The sequence below is a fragment of the Microbulbifer maximicatervae (SeqCode) genome (genome assembly GCF_052468095.1).
On the sequence record NZ_CP174332.1, the window covers coordinates 4,311,096 to 4,324,436 of the forward strand.

The 13,341-nt window shown below is 50.0% G+C and carries 20 protein-coding genes; all 20 read right to left on the reverse strand.

The genetic code is table 11. The features are described 5' to 3' along the window. The 20 genes from ACJJIL_RS19030 to ACJJIL_RS19125 all read right to left on the reverse strand — a co-directional run bounded on the left by ACJJIL_RS19030 (position 1) and on the right by ACJJIL_RS19125 (position 13,333). Complete coding sequence (locus ACJJIL_RS19030) at positions 1 to 936, reverse strand: phage/gene transfer agent baseplate hub protein (protein WP_445360522.1); 936 nt, start codon at positions 934 to 936, stop codon at positions 1 to 3. After that, complete coding sequence (locus tag ACJJIL_RS19035; protein WP_445360523.1) at positions 933 to 1,523, reverse strand: DUF2460 domain-containing protein; 591 nt, start codon at positions 1,521 to 1,523, stop codon at positions 933 to 935. Before ACJJIL_RS19035 ends, ACJJIL_RS19030 begins: the two co-directional genes overlap by 4 nt. Continuing rightward, the gene (locus tag ACJJIL_RS19040; protein ID WP_445360524.1) at positions 1,523 to 3,739 is read right to left on the reverse strand and encodes a hypothetical protein; all 2,217 of its coding nucleotides are present in this window, start codon (positions 3,737 to 3,739) and stop codon (positions 1,523 to 1,525) included. The genes ACJJIL_RS19035 and ACJJIL_RS19040 overlap by 1 nt, the downstream gene beginning before the upstream one ends. A gap of 16 nt (positions 3,740 to 3,755) precedes the next feature. Beyond that, positions 3,756 to 4,019 carry a phage tail assembly protein T gene (locus ACJJIL_RS19045; RefSeq protein ID WP_445360525.1) on the reverse strand — a complete coding sequence of 88 codons (264 nt, stop codon included), beginning with the start codon at positions 4,017 to 4,019 and terminating at the stop codon, positions 3,756 to 3,758. Positions 4,020 to 4,039: 20 nt separating this feature from the next. Continuing rightward, positions 4,040 to 4,399 (reverse strand): phage tail assembly chaperone family protein, TAC, encoded by a 360-nt coding sequence (locus ACJJIL_RS19050; RefSeq protein ID WP_445360526.1) that lies wholly within the window; start codon positions 4,397 to 4,399, stop codon positions 4,040 to 4,042. 10 nt (positions 4,400 to 4,409) lie between these two features. After that, positions 4,410 to 4,889 (reverse strand): phage tail tube protein, encoded by a 480-nt coding sequence (locus ACJJIL_RS19055; RefSeq protein ID WP_445360527.1) that lies wholly within the window; start codon positions 4,887 to 4,889, stop codon positions 4,410 to 4,412. Between the two features lie 51 nt (positions 4,890 to 4,940). Continuing rightward, positions 4,941 to 5,333, reverse strand: coding sequence for a phage tail terminator protein (gene gpU, locus ACJJIL_RS19060; protein WP_445360380.1), 393 nt, complete (start codon positions 5,331 to 5,333; stop codon positions 4,941 to 4,943). Positions 5,334 to 5,449: 116 nt separating this feature from the next. Continuing rightward, on the reverse strand, positions 5,450 to 5,704 hold the full coding sequence (locus ACJJIL_RS19065; RefSeq protein ID WP_445360381.1) for a DUF6966 domain-containing protein: 255 nt from the start codon (positions 5,702 to 5,704) through the stop codon (positions 5,450 to 5,452). Between the two features lie 104 nt (positions 5,705 to 5,808). Continuing rightward, entirely contained in the window at positions 5,809 to 6,042 is a 234-nt protein-coding gene (locus tag ACJJIL_RS19070; protein WP_444892212.1) for a hypothetical protein, read from the reverse strand. 96 nt (positions 6,043 to 6,138) lie between these two features. Next, the gene (locus tag ACJJIL_RS19075; protein ID WP_444905957.1) at positions 6,139 to 6,573 is read right to left on the reverse strand and encodes a hypothetical protein; all 435 of its coding nucleotides are present in this window, start codon (positions 6,571 to 6,573) and stop codon (positions 6,139 to 6,141) included. Between the two features lie 138 nt (positions 6,574 to 6,711). Beyond that, entirely contained in the window at positions 6,712 to 7,074 is a 363-nt protein-coding gene (locus tag ACJJIL_RS19080) for a hypothetical protein (RefSeq protein WP_445360383.1), read from the reverse strand. A gap of 117 nt (positions 7,075 to 7,191) precedes the next feature. After that, positions 7,192 to 7,398 carry a hypothetical protein gene (locus ACJJIL_RS19085; RefSeq protein WP_444911337.1) on the reverse strand — a complete coding sequence of 69 codons (207 nt, stop codon included), beginning with the start codon at positions 7,396 to 7,398 and terminating at the stop codon, positions 7,192 to 7,194. Between the two features lie 115 nt (positions 7,399 to 7,513). After that, positions 7,514 to 7,813: a hypothetical protein gene (locus tag ACJJIL_RS19090; RefSeq protein WP_445360528.1), complete on the reverse strand. Its 300-nt coding sequence runs from the start codon at positions 7,811 to 7,813 to the stop codon at positions 7,514 to 7,516. Between the two features lie 533 nt (positions 7,814 to 8,346). Further along, entirely contained in the window at positions 8,347 to 8,712 is a 366-nt protein-coding gene (locus ACJJIL_RS19095; RefSeq protein WP_282931787.1) for a hypothetical protein, read from the reverse strand. A gap of 130 nt (positions 8,713 to 8,842) precedes the next feature. Then, positions 8,843 to 9,397 (reverse strand): hypothetical protein, encoded by a 555-nt coding sequence (locus ACJJIL_RS19100; RefSeq protein ID WP_445360529.1) that lies wholly within the window; start codon positions 9,395 to 9,397, stop codon positions 8,843 to 8,845. Between the two features lie 108 nt (positions 9,398 to 9,505). Continuing rightward, entirely contained in the window at positions 9,506 to 9,847 is a 342-nt protein-coding gene (locus ACJJIL_RS19105; RefSeq protein ID WP_445360530.1) for a hypothetical protein, read from the reverse strand. 76 nt (positions 9,848 to 9,923) lie between these two features. Next, on the reverse strand, positions 9,924 to 10,232 hold the full coding sequence (locus ACJJIL_RS19110) for a hypothetical protein (RefSeq protein ID WP_445360531.1): 309 nt from the start codon (positions 10,230 to 10,232) through the stop codon (positions 9,924 to 9,926). Between the two features lie 292 nt (positions 10,233 to 10,524). After that, on the reverse strand, positions 10,525 to 10,818 hold the full coding sequence (locus ACJJIL_RS19115; protein ID WP_445360389.1) for a head-tail joining protein: 294 nt from the start codon (positions 10,816 to 10,818) through the stop codon (positions 10,525 to 10,527). 7 nt (positions 10,819 to 10,825) lie between these two features. Then, complete coding sequence (locus ACJJIL_RS19120; RefSeq protein ID WP_445360390.1) at positions 10,826 to 11,197, reverse strand: capsid cement protein; 372 nt, start codon at positions 11,195 to 11,197, stop codon at positions 10,826 to 10,828. Between the two features lie 87 nt (positions 11,198 to 11,284). Beyond that, positions 11,285 to 13,333, reverse strand: coding sequence for a ClpP-like prohead protease/major capsid protein fusion protein (locus ACJJIL_RS19125; RefSeq protein WP_445360391.1), 2,049 nt, complete (start codon positions 13,331 to 13,333; stop codon positions 11,285 to 11,287). Positions 13,334 to 13,341: the final 8 nt, after the last annotated feature.

A 13,341-nucleotide genomic window follows, 5' to 3' on the forward strand; every position in this document is an offset into this window, starting at 1 on the left:
TTATTCCTGGTGGCTGCTCACGCCGGGCCAGTCGCTACCGCCGCCGGCACTACCGGAGACACCGGCACCGGGCGTGTCTGAGGCTTGGCCGATAGGGATTAGATTCTCGCCTTTAAAATCCAGCTCGTTGCCGTGGTATTTACAGGTGGAAAACTGTTTGTCGCAGTCTTCGCGAATTTCCAATTCATCACCGGGTTGCACGGCAAACGGCAGGGGTTCTATTTGCGTAATCTGGCCGCTGGCGGTATCCACGGCCTCGATCTGATACAACCGCGCGGAGACGTTATCGCCAGTTTTCCAGCGCACCCGCCAGCGGTTGGCAGCCGTGGAAAGCGTGGCAATATCATCCACCAGATAGGTGACTTTGGGCTCATCGCTGTTAACGGCGGTGACCGTAGCCGATTGCCACAGCGCATCTGCATTCACACCGCAACCGGTTTGCGAATTGGCATCCGTGCCGAAAATAGCCCGGCAGGTGACAGAATCCACATGACCGACAGACTGGCGCAGCCGCATCATGTAGCTCAGCAACTCGGGAATAAATACCGTATTGCGAACCGTCTTTACCTCACCAATATCACCGCCATCCAGCTCGATGGCGCCCATGGATAAATCGCGGTAATTGACCTCATACATCACCCACTCTGCATTATCCAGCTCACCGCGCTCGGCCATCTCGACAGTGATGCCGGGCACGTCGGTGGAGTACAGGGAATAACCCTCGGCATTGTCCACATCAAACGATGTATCGCTGGCAATCACACTGGGGTCGAAGCCGTTCTGGGCGTAATAGATAATCCCGTTGTATTCGACATTGCGGTCTAGCGTGGTGGCACCAAATTCGCGGCCATCGGTGAGGGTGATTTTTAATAGGCGGCAAGTGGTCGTGACGCCGCTATCGTAGTGAGCTTGCAGTGCGCTAGGAATGTACCTCACAGGCGAATCTCCAGCAGCTCAACACTGCCACTACAAACCGGCTGGCCCCTATGGCGATTTTCAATACTGAAACTGACATCATCCTCAAAGCGCACCGGTACATCGAACTCACCCACCCAGGTAATCTCTGCACCATTGGCCGCATTGAGCTCCACTTGGCCGGTGGTGTAATCAATGGCAGCGGCCACCTCTTGGCCATCGACAAAAATTTTTACCGTGCCAGTGACCGGTTTAACAATCTCACGCTGATAAGACAGCGATCCAAACAAATAGCTCTTTACCAGCTGGTAAGTTTCAGTACTGCCGCTGCCGTAACCAATCACCTCACCGCCTGCAAAAAAATCACTGGCATCTTTAAAGCGAAACCCAACCAGGGCACCGGCACAGGCGTGGTGCGCGGCGATCACTATCTGGTGATCTTCATAATCCAGGTTTTTGAAGATCACCGAGTACTGCCCCAGTGGGCGCTCCCACTCCGCATTGCGGCGCTCTACCCCGTTGCGCAATTCGCGAATATCCGTTTTATAGCGGTGGCCATACTCCGAGCCATAGGCCACGCGCTCCAGCAATCGACTTTCATTAAACATTAAGAGCCGAGCCTCCTGCGGTTAATACGTTGCTGGCGGGTACTCTCGCGAGCTAATTGTTTTGTGGTGCGATTATCCAACTTGCCGGAAACGCTAATATTCTGGGTGAAGGGTGCAGCTCCACCAGAGCTTCCACCACGGCCACCGCCGTGCATATCCGCTTGAATCATGGCCAGGGTGCGATCCAGTTTTGCACTGGTTTCTGAGGTGGTTACCCGCTCGCCTTTTTCCAGCAGCCAGGTGCCGGTTTCAGGTACCGCATCAAGGCCGTCATGGGCCATACCGGTAAGCTTTGCCGCAGCCAGGCCACCAGTGACATACACGGCACCGGCCGCTGCTGCACCCAGTACCGGGCCCACATAGGGAATAGAGGCCATCGCGTTGTATGCACCCATGGCCGCATCATTGGTATTGGCAATAATGCTGGTTAGTGCGTTGCGTTTTTTCTCATCCAGCAGGGTACTGCCGATGGCCAGCGCCGCGCGCATATAGGCCGCCTCTTCGCCCTCCATACCGGAGTAATATTCCGAGGCCACCGACATCAACAAGTTGTAGCCCTCCAGCTGCTGCTGTCGGCGCAGGTCTTCATTGGCCTGGGTAATTTCGGTGAGCTTTTCCTCATAATGCTGGCGAATGGCCAGCTCTTCCTCATCCCAGGTGGCATTGAGGTCGGCGCGCTCACTGCGGAATTGCTCCAGCATATCGAGCTGAGTGGAATACCAGTCTTCCAACTCGGTGCGCGCGGATTCGATATCGGAGCCACTATCGAGGCCACCGAGTGCGGGGGAGTCTTCAGTGGCGGCGTCGGCGATACGGCCCAGGGTCTGCTGGCGCTGTTCGTCGGTGATATCTTTTACCGCTTCGAGAATATCCAGGCGTTCACGCAATAAATCCAGATTGCGCTCTTCATCGGTTTGCAGATCTGAAACCAGTGAATTAAAAGCCTGCTGCGCGCGCAGCATTCGCTCGCGCTGCTCCGCCTCTTTCTCCAGTTCGCCTTCGATATCCCCCAATACATCCGAGAAGGTTTCCCAGGGATCGCCGATGGCTGCCTGTAGTTTTAATTCGCTTTCAACTTCTGCGAGCGCGCTGTGGAAATCATCGCCGAGCAGTTCGCCTTCAATAACTACTTCAGCTTTGATTTGAGTCGGCTTTGTTCCGTGCAACGCATCCAGCTTTGCCTGTATCTCTTCACGCAGCTGGAGTAATTCTTGATCCGTACTGCCGATAAACTTAATCGGAGTGCTAAAGCCACCCTTTAGCCCTCGATCAATATCCTTCAGTTCCTGCTGTAATTTATCCGCTTCAGTAAGATTCCCGGTAAGCAGGGCAGCATTTGCCGCTAACTGCTTACCAAAGTTGCTAAACTCAACCGTTAAATTGAGACCGCCAACTGCCAGAGAGCTAACAGCTGCAGAGAGATCGCGCACCGCCTCGGTAGTATTTGGATCTGAGGCTAGCTCAGTAAACTCTTTCAAGGCTGGAATAGCGCCCTTTACCATCTCCTTTTCCAGGCCATCCATTGCGCCTTTGAACTTATCGATATCCTCGCGGATCTCACCCAGCTGTTGCAGATCCAGATCCGACAGCACCGCACCCACGTCCTCGGCCTCATCCCCCAGCCGGCCAAGCTCTTTGCCATTGTTGCGCAGTAGCGGTAACAGCAGAGTGGCATCACTGGCGATGGCCTCCATATAGAAGGTCATTTCGCTCTGGGATAAATTGGCTTTTTCCAGGCTGCTGACATAAAGCCCCAGCGCATCACGGCCCGATAAATTGCGAAACTCTTCGGCAGTGACTCCCACTTGCGGGGCGATATTTTCAAAGAAGTCTGCCATCGGACCGGCGCCGGTCTGCAGGAAGTCACCGACCTTGTCCGAAGTATCCTTGAGGATATCTGCAACCTTATCCTGCTCAACGCCATAGCGCTGCGCAGCGTAGGACATGCGCTGGAATTCCAGGGTGCTGGTGTTGGCCACCGCAGAGAGGTTTTCAATCTCTGCAGATTGCTCAATCACCCGCGAGGTCATTACCGCTAGTGCGCCGGCAGAGGCCACAGAAATCGCTGCGAAAGATTTTGCTACTTTCTCCGCATTTTTTTTGACTTGTCGCCGCCATTGATCAGACTTTTTTCCTGCCTTATCTAAACCCTTTTCAAAACCGCCCACCTTGGCGATCAGGTCTAGCGTTAGTGTGCCCAGATTTTTATTAGACATAGCGATCCACCGCCCCTTAGTGCCAGGTCTTCATCGCTTGTTCCAGCGAGATTTCCGGCTCCTTCTCATGGGGCATAAAGTCTGTGATTTTTGCGGGGGCGCCTTTACCGCGATGGGCATTGGCGTAGAGGGCGGCAAGTAATGCCGTGGATCTTTCAGTGCGCATTCCCGGGTGAAGGGAGCCGCGCAGCTCACGATATTTCGCCCAGCTTTGTACTTCTTGATAGCTCAGCCGCCGCTGGGCCTCTTCGATGGTGCAACCGCCAATGCCGTTTAGCACCAGCTCGTGCCAGAGTTCCTCTAGCTCGCTGAGCTTTTCTTCTTTCCCCGGTTATTGACCCCACCGATTTCCATTAGCAGCGCCTGGGTCAGATTCTCATTAAGGGGACCACGCTCCGGGTCTGCCTCGCCGGTAACATCTGCCGGGGTAAATACCGGCTTGCCCTCGGCATCGACAACACAGGCGGCAATACGCCCGGCAACCAAATCGACCTTACCGCGCATTGCCGCCACATCATTGACCGCGCTGTAGTAGGAGAAACGGCGAATATAAACCGTCGCCGTGAACTCCTCATCGCCCTGCTTCCAGGTAATGGAACGCTTAACCGGCGCACCGGAAAAGCTGCCCTGCTGCTGCAGGGATTCAATCGATAATTCCATGGGTTACCCCTTAGGTTGAGGATTTAACGGTCCAGGCCGAACCGCCGCTGCGCTGGATCGACATTTCACCACTGACCAAGGTGTTCAGCTGGAAATCAAAGGGGAAGTCAGCCACATAGCCTTCAAAGGTGAACCAAGTGCGCGTGGTGGGCAGTGACCACTCGCCGGTTGTTACGGTGGGTGCTTCAGTGCCATCACTCCAACCCACCGCCCACTTAATGCTATCCACCGTGTCATCCTGGGACAGTTCATGCAGGCGCTTATGCACCGCGTTCTGCGGGTTTATTTTGAGCCCTACCGATGCCTGCCCCGGTGTACGCAGGCCGCGCTTGAACTTCTTATCCAGGTCTTCCAGGGAAGTGTCATCCAGCTGGTCGGCGGGACTGCCGCCGGGATTAAATGAGGTTACCCCGGTGATCACCTTCACGGTATCACCAGAACCAGCCGGGTCGATAAAATAGATATTGGTACCCTGAGCCAATTGGGACATAGGGATTCTCCAGTCGCTTTAGTGGAAATTAATAATCGACGCGGGGGTGCGTCATTCAGTGGAATATTGGGCGCTGTAGGTCAGGCGCACCTCGCCCAAGGGGTGGTCCTGATCCAGGGCGAAATCGGTTTGTGATAGAGCGAAGATTTCACAAGCACCGCCCAGGGTTCGATCCTGCAGGACACTCTCAACATCCTCGGTAGCTTGATCCAGTAATTCATAGATATCCCCCCGGCTATGCACCACTACCGCAACCACAAGATCCAACTGGCGGGTGGTGCCTGAGAACTCTTGCTGTGTCTGTTCCGTGGCAAAGCCAACGAGGATTGCCGGCAGCTTTTCCCGTTCGATGCCTTCGGTGGTTCCGGCTGAGGGGAAGTTGTAGCCGGATAGGGTTTTTAGTTTGCTTAATACAGCATCGCGGATGGTGATACGTTGGGTCATTGGGGATTGCTCCAGGAATTTTGGGCATAAAAAAACCCGCTGGTGCGGGTTTGAGTAACTTTTGTGATTTTTACCAGCCGTCTTTTTGATGGCTATATAGCCTTGTTATGCTTTTGCTACGAATGCTTTTTTGCATAGACCCAAACAGCCTCTTTTAGGTATTCGAGCCTGTCGTGTTCTTGTTGTGGTAAATTCCAAAAAACATCATTGAAACTACCCATACCACCATATGCGCCAAGAACCTTTGAATAAGATCTTGATGATTTCCCAGATGCATATAAATCGAGGGCTATTTGAAACCACTTTGCCCAATGCTCATTATCGCACTTTCTGAGTAAAGCAATCATCTCCTCGAGCATATCTGTGTACAAAAGCTAGATCTCTCCTAAAACATAACGCAAAGCTAAAAGGCCCGAGGCATTTTTTTGCCGGAGGTCCAGCCCACGTTTTTTGGGGGCGAATTTTCAGCGTTTTGTTATAACGTCTCATCTAATCTCTCTGATACAGAAAGGCTTTTTCTAAGTAGCAGCGAGACCAAATATATAATTGCCAGAGGAGGTAATAATGCCATAAATCCACCAACTACAACCGCTCGTTTAACCTTTAAGGTTTTTTTGATAGCTAGCATATAGCTAAGAGCTAATACAACACAAAACCATAGCAATATACCCAGGGCTTCGATATTGGAAATATTAAACAGCTCGTACATTCCGCATTATCCATTAAGGAGCTATAACGCCGGCTCTACGGCTGGTAAAAGTGGAGGCGAAGCCGGAGCTTTTACCAGTCCGACAGAAGCCGCTTGTTAGCTTATGGGTCGATTAGCGAATTTACCTACACCCCTGCCACCAAGTTTATATCCCGAATACACAACGAACATTGCTAAGATGGAGTACAAGACTACAAAAGTTAATTCTAGCTGGCCTTTGATCAGGTAACCAACATACAACCCAGTTACTAAAATCAACAAATAGTGAGTGTATGTCATCGAGTTTCTATTCTTTCTCCCGCAATAAATACCTGCCAAGAATGGGAACAACATTCCTACTGCAAAGTTAATCATTTTTACTATTAGTTTATCTGGATCTGGTTCATCTAATGGGAGATTATTTCCTAAGACCCTATCAGCAGTATAAAAAACCGCGAACGCTAAAATTGTTGCAAAGTATCCACCGATGCTAATAACTAGACTGCCAAATAGCCCTCTGAATTTTACTGTGCCCTTTACTTTTTCAGTCATTTCCATGTTCCACTTCATCCCCATTTATGTTTTATGTCAGTAATATATCTCAAGCTCAAAAAAAGCTAACGCCCGCCGCACAGGCGAGTAACTTGTTGCGAGTCCAAAGCGCGAAGCGCGTATTTGTGCCGGCACTTGTTATAATTTCGGAGCCTCATGGATCTCGATGACCTGATAGGACGCTCCAAACTTGTTCCCCACAGGTAGTTCTTTTAGCGACACTTTAACAGAGTGGATGTCATTCTTCATAAGGGCGTGACGGCCATAGATGACATTAAACTGTTTCCGCGTCACACGCTCATCCACAGACGCAACTACTTTCATTTTGTATAAGTAGAATGTTGCCCAAGGATGGCAGCTCTCTTTATCGTCTTCATAGCAAATCTCGGATGACGTGATTTCTGTATCTTTTAGAAACTCAAGATTTCCAATGACGACGAGCTCCTCAGCTGAGGCAAAGCTAGTTAAGAGAAGGAAAAGTGCTACTGTCAATATCTTCATTAGGAGTTATAACGCCGCCGTCACGGGCCGAAATGGAGCAGCGAAGCTGCGGAATCTAGGTCCAGCCAGCTCTGCTGGCATCCGTGATTGGCCTTGTTAGAGCTTTTTGCCCCCATGCTAATTTTTAAACGATAATATTTTGAGACCAAAGCACACCAGTGCACCAATAAGAACACCCTGCCCAGCAGCAATGACCGGAACTAGAGGCACAGCCAGAAGCAGATTTTCTGGGGCATCAGGCTGAATTAGGGCAGCAATTAAGATTAGTGGTGTAAATATTACTGAGACACTAGCAGTCCAGCCTTTCCATACTTGTTTGAACATTAAATATCTCGATCCGATTGGAAGCTATAACGCCTAGCACACGGGCGGCCGAAGCAAAGCGTAGGCCGTCCAGCCCACATATTTTGTGGGCAATCGTGCTGCTTTTTGTTATGCATTAGCCTCTCCGCCAGTCTTTAATAGTTGCAATAAGTAGGGCTATGAAAATTACTAGAAGGAAAAAGGCAACACCATAGCCCACAGGACCATCTACTTTTGCTCCTTTGGCCTCCCAATGTCCATAGGTTATAAGCTGATATAGCATTGCAAAAGATATGAAGCCACTAGCAAATACAGCTAGTAACATATGCCGCAAATTGAAAAGCTTTTTCCCAAAAGCAAGTTCCCCCCATGAAGGAGTCTCGATTTTTCTATCGAGGCCTTTTCGACGCCATCGGCGGTCTTTGAGATTAGACATAGTTTTTATTCATAACGCCTTGCTAAGGGGCAGCCGAAACGCAGTGTAGGCTGTCCCGCGGAGGCCGCGTTTTTTGCGGCCGGAGTGTACTTAAGCAAATTGTTAGGCATTACCACGCACCGCTATAAAAATAACCACCCTTGCAATCCTCAGGTTCTGACACATATCGCCAGGAGAGAATTTCGCTACTTGGCGGCTTAGTAACTAGCACCCAATGACATGTTGACGTAGATGCAGTGAAATCGGTCGTATAATCCGTTGAAATATAATACTCCCTAAATCCTTCGTCCGTATCTTCAGTTTTCTCGAGAGTTACATATGGATAAGTTGTGTATTCTTCTGCATCAAGACCGACAATCCGTTCTGCATACTTCCTAAATCCCTCCTCATAGAATAATGGATTTAGAAATGAGCAGCTCGATAGCAACGCAATAAACAATACTAATGATAGTGCTCGATTCATGACTGATGCCTAACGCCGTTAGCACCGGAGCAGCGTCAGCTGATTCCGGTGCCTGACCTGGTTATGTGTTTTACTTGAGCAATACACTTTTTAGTTGCTCCTCGTCCTCGCCATATTCTTTTACGAGATATTCTACTAACTCTAGAACACTAGCTCCAATACGATTAATGGAATTAAGATCATCTATGTCGTAGGTGATAAAAACTGGACTGCCGTTTTCTAAATAGAACCCCGTAATACTGTAATCACTCTCCCAAATAGGAATAACATCGATACCTTGAGGAGAAAAGTCTTCGTTTTCTAGCGAATATTTTAAGGGCGTGAATCTATACTCCAAATCTTCGTGAACGAATTCACCGTTCATAAGATTATGAATGGCATCAGGGAATTCCAGGTTTTTGATTTCTTTATCTCTTTTCTCTCCGATGATTATCATCTGACCTATTCCTTACACATAACGCCGCTATGTGGGGCTTTTGTTGTGTAGTGGAGTTTTGGGGTACAGTGGCGAAGCCACCCCAAAACGGAGCGTAGCAACAAAAGTCCCTACGATTGCATTGTTATATTTATGATACTTCACACTCTAAAAACCCAATACCAGTAAACCCCTTGCCAACCAATGAAGCGATTAGCCCTTGACTAAAAAGGACAGTCCAGGGACAACCTTCTACTAGAAATAGCGGCGGCAAATCTTTCACCGACGATCGCTTAATTACTGGCTCCATACATGTAGGGCCACCCTGTCCATCGAGGAATTCCGATTTATCGTAATTTAAGCAATCGACATTTTTTGTTGGTATTACCAAACTGTAGCCGTCAATTCTAGCACCACTTTTGTAGTACAAAGGTATATCGATTAAACGCACACAAGCGGACGCATGAGTCTCCAAATGCTTTGCAAGCCGATTTGAGCAAATATGCCAACTCAATGGGTTACCTACGTAGTCACATGGTTTTCCTTCGACAAATATTTTTACATTTTCTGGTATGCAATCTTTTTTAAATACACCTTCGGCAATCTCAAGATAATTTAAATCTCCTAAAAAATGCTCAACGAGATACATTGAACAACTTCCGTTGTCAGCAAAGACTAATATTCCAACACTTGGCACTTTGGTCATAAATAAATATAACGCCGCCAACACGGGCCGAAATGGAGCAGCAAAGCTGCGGAATGTAGGTCCAGCCAGCCTTGCTGGCGAATGTGCTTGGCTTTGTTAAGCTTTGGACTATCCATCGAAGCTCTCTAGTTTTTCAGAGCTTAGATCACATACCTCTTCATGGTATTGATAAGTAAACCATGACGAAAACAGCTCATATGTTATTTCTTTAGGCCAAAGCTTTTTATCTATATAGAGATAAGATAATTCGTGTTTCACGATCTTCTTATAATAATTCTCTAATGCTAAGCCGTGACAATTCTGATCTTCCTCTTCAATTAAGTATGCAGTTGGCCGATTATTGATCGTTTCAAGGGTCCATCTGTGAAGGTCAGGTTGAACCAACTTAACCCAAGACAGAAGCTCTTCGGTTGCATAGAGAGTAATCTGATGTCTATTTAAGTACTTCATATTGGATGCTTAACGCTTGGCGCAAAGGCGCACCGTCAGGTGCGTCCAGCCCGCAGGGCGATTTTGCCGCCACTTGTTAACTGCTACCCTCACGGACAGCCCCATTTTTATCAGTTTGTACGATAGACCCGCCGTATATATCCTCAACTTCTTCACTGTCAAAATTACAGTGATGCCAGATCCAGACGCCTTTGTACCCCATAGCTATATGGGTAACTCGCAGATATGTCTTAATGGTATCCTCTATCGCTTTCTTATCATGATTTTCTAATGCTTCAGCTTCACGCAACACTTTATGAAGCGCGTCTATTTCACTGGAACACTCCACTTGCTTAATTGCCCTAGTGCGATCTTCAAAATCTATCGTAACAGTATAAAGATTCATAATTTCCGAAGGCAGTTAACATTTATATAGTGGTCATCATGACCACTATTATTTTGACTACTATTTCTGATACAAATTTACGCCAACACGCCATCTTCTTCCACTAAATCAATAGATTACGATCATTTGGCACTACCGGCCCATCTAGAAAAATGATCAACTTGACCACTATCCCCATTTTTAACCGTCCCTTTAACCCACTGATTTTAAAGCATTTATTCGTGATTTTGAGCAACTCAAAAAAATAACAGTCACAACGATCATAAATCCTGTGCTGAACTACCCGCTGGGGCTACCCATCCACCAGCACCCGCCAAACCACCCCATCATCCGCCAGCCGCTTGCGCACCGTGTACTCCACACCACCCAGCGTAATCACCGCATCAGGGTTATAAGCCCCCACCTCACTCACCAGCAGGCTCAACTCAATACGCGGCACCCGCAGCCGCTCCTCCTCATCGAACTCGTCGATTTCCTGATCAAGGATCACCTTGCAATCAATAGGCTCGCCGCCGCCACCATCATAGGTAGCGGCCTTGCCCCATTTGCGAAACGCGCGCTCTGCGGCTCTCTGGTCCAAATCCATGATTCACCTAGGATTTAACGGTGCCCGGTACGCCGGTAAACTTCACGGCAAAACTGGAAACGCCATTCCCGGCAGCCTCTGCGGCGAAGGCGGTGGAGCCGGTGATATCGCCAGTGGCTGCGGTGGCTGCATTACTATCGAATGAGCTGGAGGCGGTTACCCAGGTGAGGGTTTCGCCCTGATTGATCTCTGCGGCGGATACCTTGGGCACGGTGAATACGCCATCAATGGCAATCACCCCGGAGTCGCCCACGGCGATATCATCCATCGCCACACCCAGGACGGCACCTGCGATTACCACCTGGCCGGAGCTAATCGCGGCGCTGGTGTTGTTGGTGAAATCGAGCATGCGCCCATCTTGTACAAAATTCGTAGCCATATTCTTTCTCTCAGTGGATAAAGCGGTAGAAATAAAAAAGGCCGCGTAGTGCGGCCCTTTCCGGTTTAGTTTCAGTTGGGATTGGAATTAGGTTTTGGGTGTTTTCACCATGCCTTTTGGATCCCAGGCTTTGGAGGCGGCATCCAGGCGGACTTTGAATTCCACCCCGTCGATACTCCAGCCATTTTGCTCTTCTAACACCGGGGCCTGCTGGCCATCCAGATAGAGCACTTCGATGGTGTCATGCGCTACCGGGTCGGCATTGAGGTACCAGCCGTTGTGTCCGCTAAGGCGAGCATCAGAGAGCACTTCAGCGATATTGCGCACGCTGTTCGGTGTGGTGTTGTTTTTAGTGGATTCGCCCACTTCGAATTCGGATTCCAAGGCAACCTTTGCGCTGCCCTCGTCGGCAATATCACAGAGCAGGAACTTGGGCCGGATATTGAGCACTGCGCTGCCATCCTTTTGCTTGCCCATCTTCACCCGTGCAGCATCGATGCTGGCCGTATTGATTAGAGCGGCGCTGGCTAGGTTGCCATGATCCGCATGGAACAGGGCTTTTCCATCTGCCATTTTGGGGTTGTTGAGCAGGATGCTGAACACCAGATCCCCAACGGTACGCACGGCGGCGAGTCCCATCTTTTGCGGGATGCGGGTGAAGGCTCCCAGGTCGTCATTAATAATCGCCTGGCGGTTAATGGAGAAGAGTTCCCCGTAAGTGGCCAAAGCGGCAGTTTCGGCCCGTTCGCCGATACTTACATATTTAAATTCTGCCCCCGGTGCCACTTGGCGCAGTGAGGGGAAGCTGCCCAGGTCTGTGCGGGTGGTGAGTTTAAAGTCACTGAGGTTGCCGACACTGGTAAAGCGCGGGAAGATTTCCTGTGCTTCTTCATAGCCTTTGAGCATGGATTTATTGGCGATATTGCCGAGTACCGTTGCGAAGTCACCCGAGCTATGGGTAAACGCTGCAGCGACCACACCCATCCGGTCCAATCCGGACAGGCTTTGGCCGTGGGCCTGCATCAAAATCCGAGCAATCTCCATCATGGTGTAGCCGCTGAGTTCATTGCCCTCTGTGCGCTTTTCACCGAGGGCACGTACGGCAATCGCATTTTCCGCATCGGCTTTCATGCGCTTAATGCCCTCACCTTCCTGCACCACCACGCTGTAGCTTTGCACGGGGGTTGGGGTTTGGCTGCCGAGGGCTGTGAGCAGTTTGTCTTTGGCTTTTTCGGCGGTGCAGTCCATATCATCCAAACAGGTTTGCATGACGGTGCTGTGCGCGTCGAAGCCTTTAAACACCGCTTTGATAGCGTCTTTGCGATTTTTCTCATCGGCTGCAAATTGCGCTTTGGCATCGGCGGCAATCTGCGCTTTCATTTCTGGAGTAACCTCGGGCGCAGCGGTTGCAGCTGGCGTGGTGGAGGTGGTTTTAGGCATGGCTTGCGCTTCCTTGGTTTGGGTTTGGGTTGGATTGCCTGCAACCGCAGACGGGAATCTAAATTCAGTGGGCCCCTGCATGACCAATGCGTTAATGGCTTGAGGGGTGTTTTTAAATTGAGTTAAGTGATCGGCACTGAAGCTGGCAGCCATCTCGATGGCTGCGGTGGTGTCGGTGGCGAAGCCGGCCTCTACCGCTTCGGTGCCGGTATACCAGGTCTCGTCGTCCATCACTTGGCTGATTTCCTCATCCGACATTCCGGAGCGCGAGGAATACAGGCTTTTCATGGTGGCTTTAACTTTGGCCAGCAGGCTCTTGGTTTTTTCCAGAGCGCGCTCATCACCGCGAACACCGGCACTGGGGTTGTGCACCATGTAATAGGCATTTTCGGCGATATGGACCGTATCCCCGGCCAGGGCGATCACGCTGCCCATACTGGCTGCGATGCCTTCAATCCAGGTTTCTACTTCGGCTTTATGGTCTTTAAGCAGGTTGTAAATGGCGGTGCCGTCGAACACATCACCGCCGGGGCAGTTGATATGCAGATTGATCTTGCTGACATCACCGAGAGCTTTGAGGTCTCGAGCAAAGTCCTTGGCAGTCATATCCCAGTAGCCGATGTAATCGTACAAATAGATATCGGCTTCACTGGTATTGGCGGCAGCGGTGATGCTGTACCAGGATTTATTCGACATGGCTGCCT

What these genes read in the sequence shown, in the direction of transcription:
- ACJJIL_RS19110 (WP_445360531.1), bottom strand. Translation starts at nt 10,232, where the DNA reads ATGAATCTTTATACTGTTACGATAGATTTTGAAGATCGCACTAGGGCA.
- ACJJIL_RS19115 (WP_445360389.1), bottom strand. Translation starts at nt 10,818, where the DNA reads ATGGATTTGGACCAGAGAGCCGCAGAGCGCGCGTTTCGCAAATGGGGC.
- ACJJIL_RS19040 (WP_445360524.1), bottom strand. Translation starts at nt 3,739, where the DNA reads ATGTCTAATAAAAATCTGGGCACACTAACGCTAGACCTGATCGCCAAG.
- ACJJIL_RS19070 (WP_444892212.1), bottom strand. Translation starts at nt 6,042, where the DNA reads ATGTACGAGCTGTTTAATATTTCCAATATCGAAGCCCTGGGTATATTG.
- ACJJIL_RS19050 (WP_445360526.1), bottom strand. Translation starts at nt 4,399, where the DNA reads ATGGAATTATCGATTGAATCCCTGCAGCAGCAGGGCAGCTTTTCCGGT.
- gpU (WP_445360380.1), bottom strand. Translation starts at nt 5,333, where the DNA reads ATGACCCAACGTATCACCATCCGCGATGCTGTATTAAGCAAACTAAAA.
- ACJJIL_RS19085 (WP_444911337.1), bottom strand. Translation starts at nt 7,398, where the DNA reads ATGTTCAAACAAGTATGGAAAGGCTGGACTGCTAGTGTCTCAGTAATA.
- ACJJIL_RS19105 (WP_445360530.1), bottom strand. Translation starts at nt 9,847, where the DNA reads ATGAAGTACTTAAATAGACATCAGATTACTCTCTATGCAACCGAAGAG.
- ACJJIL_RS19080 (WP_445360383.1), bottom strand. Translation starts at nt 7,074, where the DNA reads ATGAAGATATTGACAGTAGCACTTTTCCTTCTCTTAACTAGCTTTGCC.
- ACJJIL_RS19100 (WP_445360529.1), bottom strand. Translation starts at nt 9,397, where the DNA reads ATGACCAAAGTGCCAAGTGTTGGAATATTAGTCTTTGCTGACAACGGA.
- ACJJIL_RS19125 (WP_445360391.1), bottom strand. Translation starts at nt 13,333, where the DNA reads ATGTCGAATAAATCCTGGTACAGCATCACCGCTGCCGCCAATACCAGT.
- ACJJIL_RS19090 (WP_445360528.1), bottom strand. Translation starts at nt 7,813, where the DNA reads ATGTCTAATCTCAAAGACCGCCGATGGCGTCGAAAAGGCCTCGATAGA.
- ACJJIL_RS19075 (WP_444905957.1), bottom strand. Translation starts at nt 6,573, where the DNA reads ATGACTGAAAAAGTAAAGGGCACAGTAAAATTCAGAGGGCTATTTGGC.
- ACJJIL_RS19035 (WP_445360523.1), bottom strand. Translation starts at nt 1,523, where the DNA reads ATGTTTAATGAAAGTCGATTGCTGGAGCGCGTGGCCTATGGCTCGGAG.
- ACJJIL_RS19055 (WP_445360527.1), bottom strand. Translation starts at nt 4,889, where the DNA reads ATGTCCCAATTGGCTCAGGGTACCAATATCTATTTTATCGACCCGGCT.
- ACJJIL_RS19120 (WP_445360390.1), bottom strand. Translation starts at nt 11,197, where the DNA reads ATGGCTACGAATTTTGTACAAGATGGGCGCATGCTCGATTTCACCAAC.
- ACJJIL_RS19095 (WP_282931787.1), bottom strand. Translation starts at nt 8,712, where the DNA reads ATGATAATCATCGGAGAGAAAAGAGATAAAGAAATCAAAAACCTGGAA.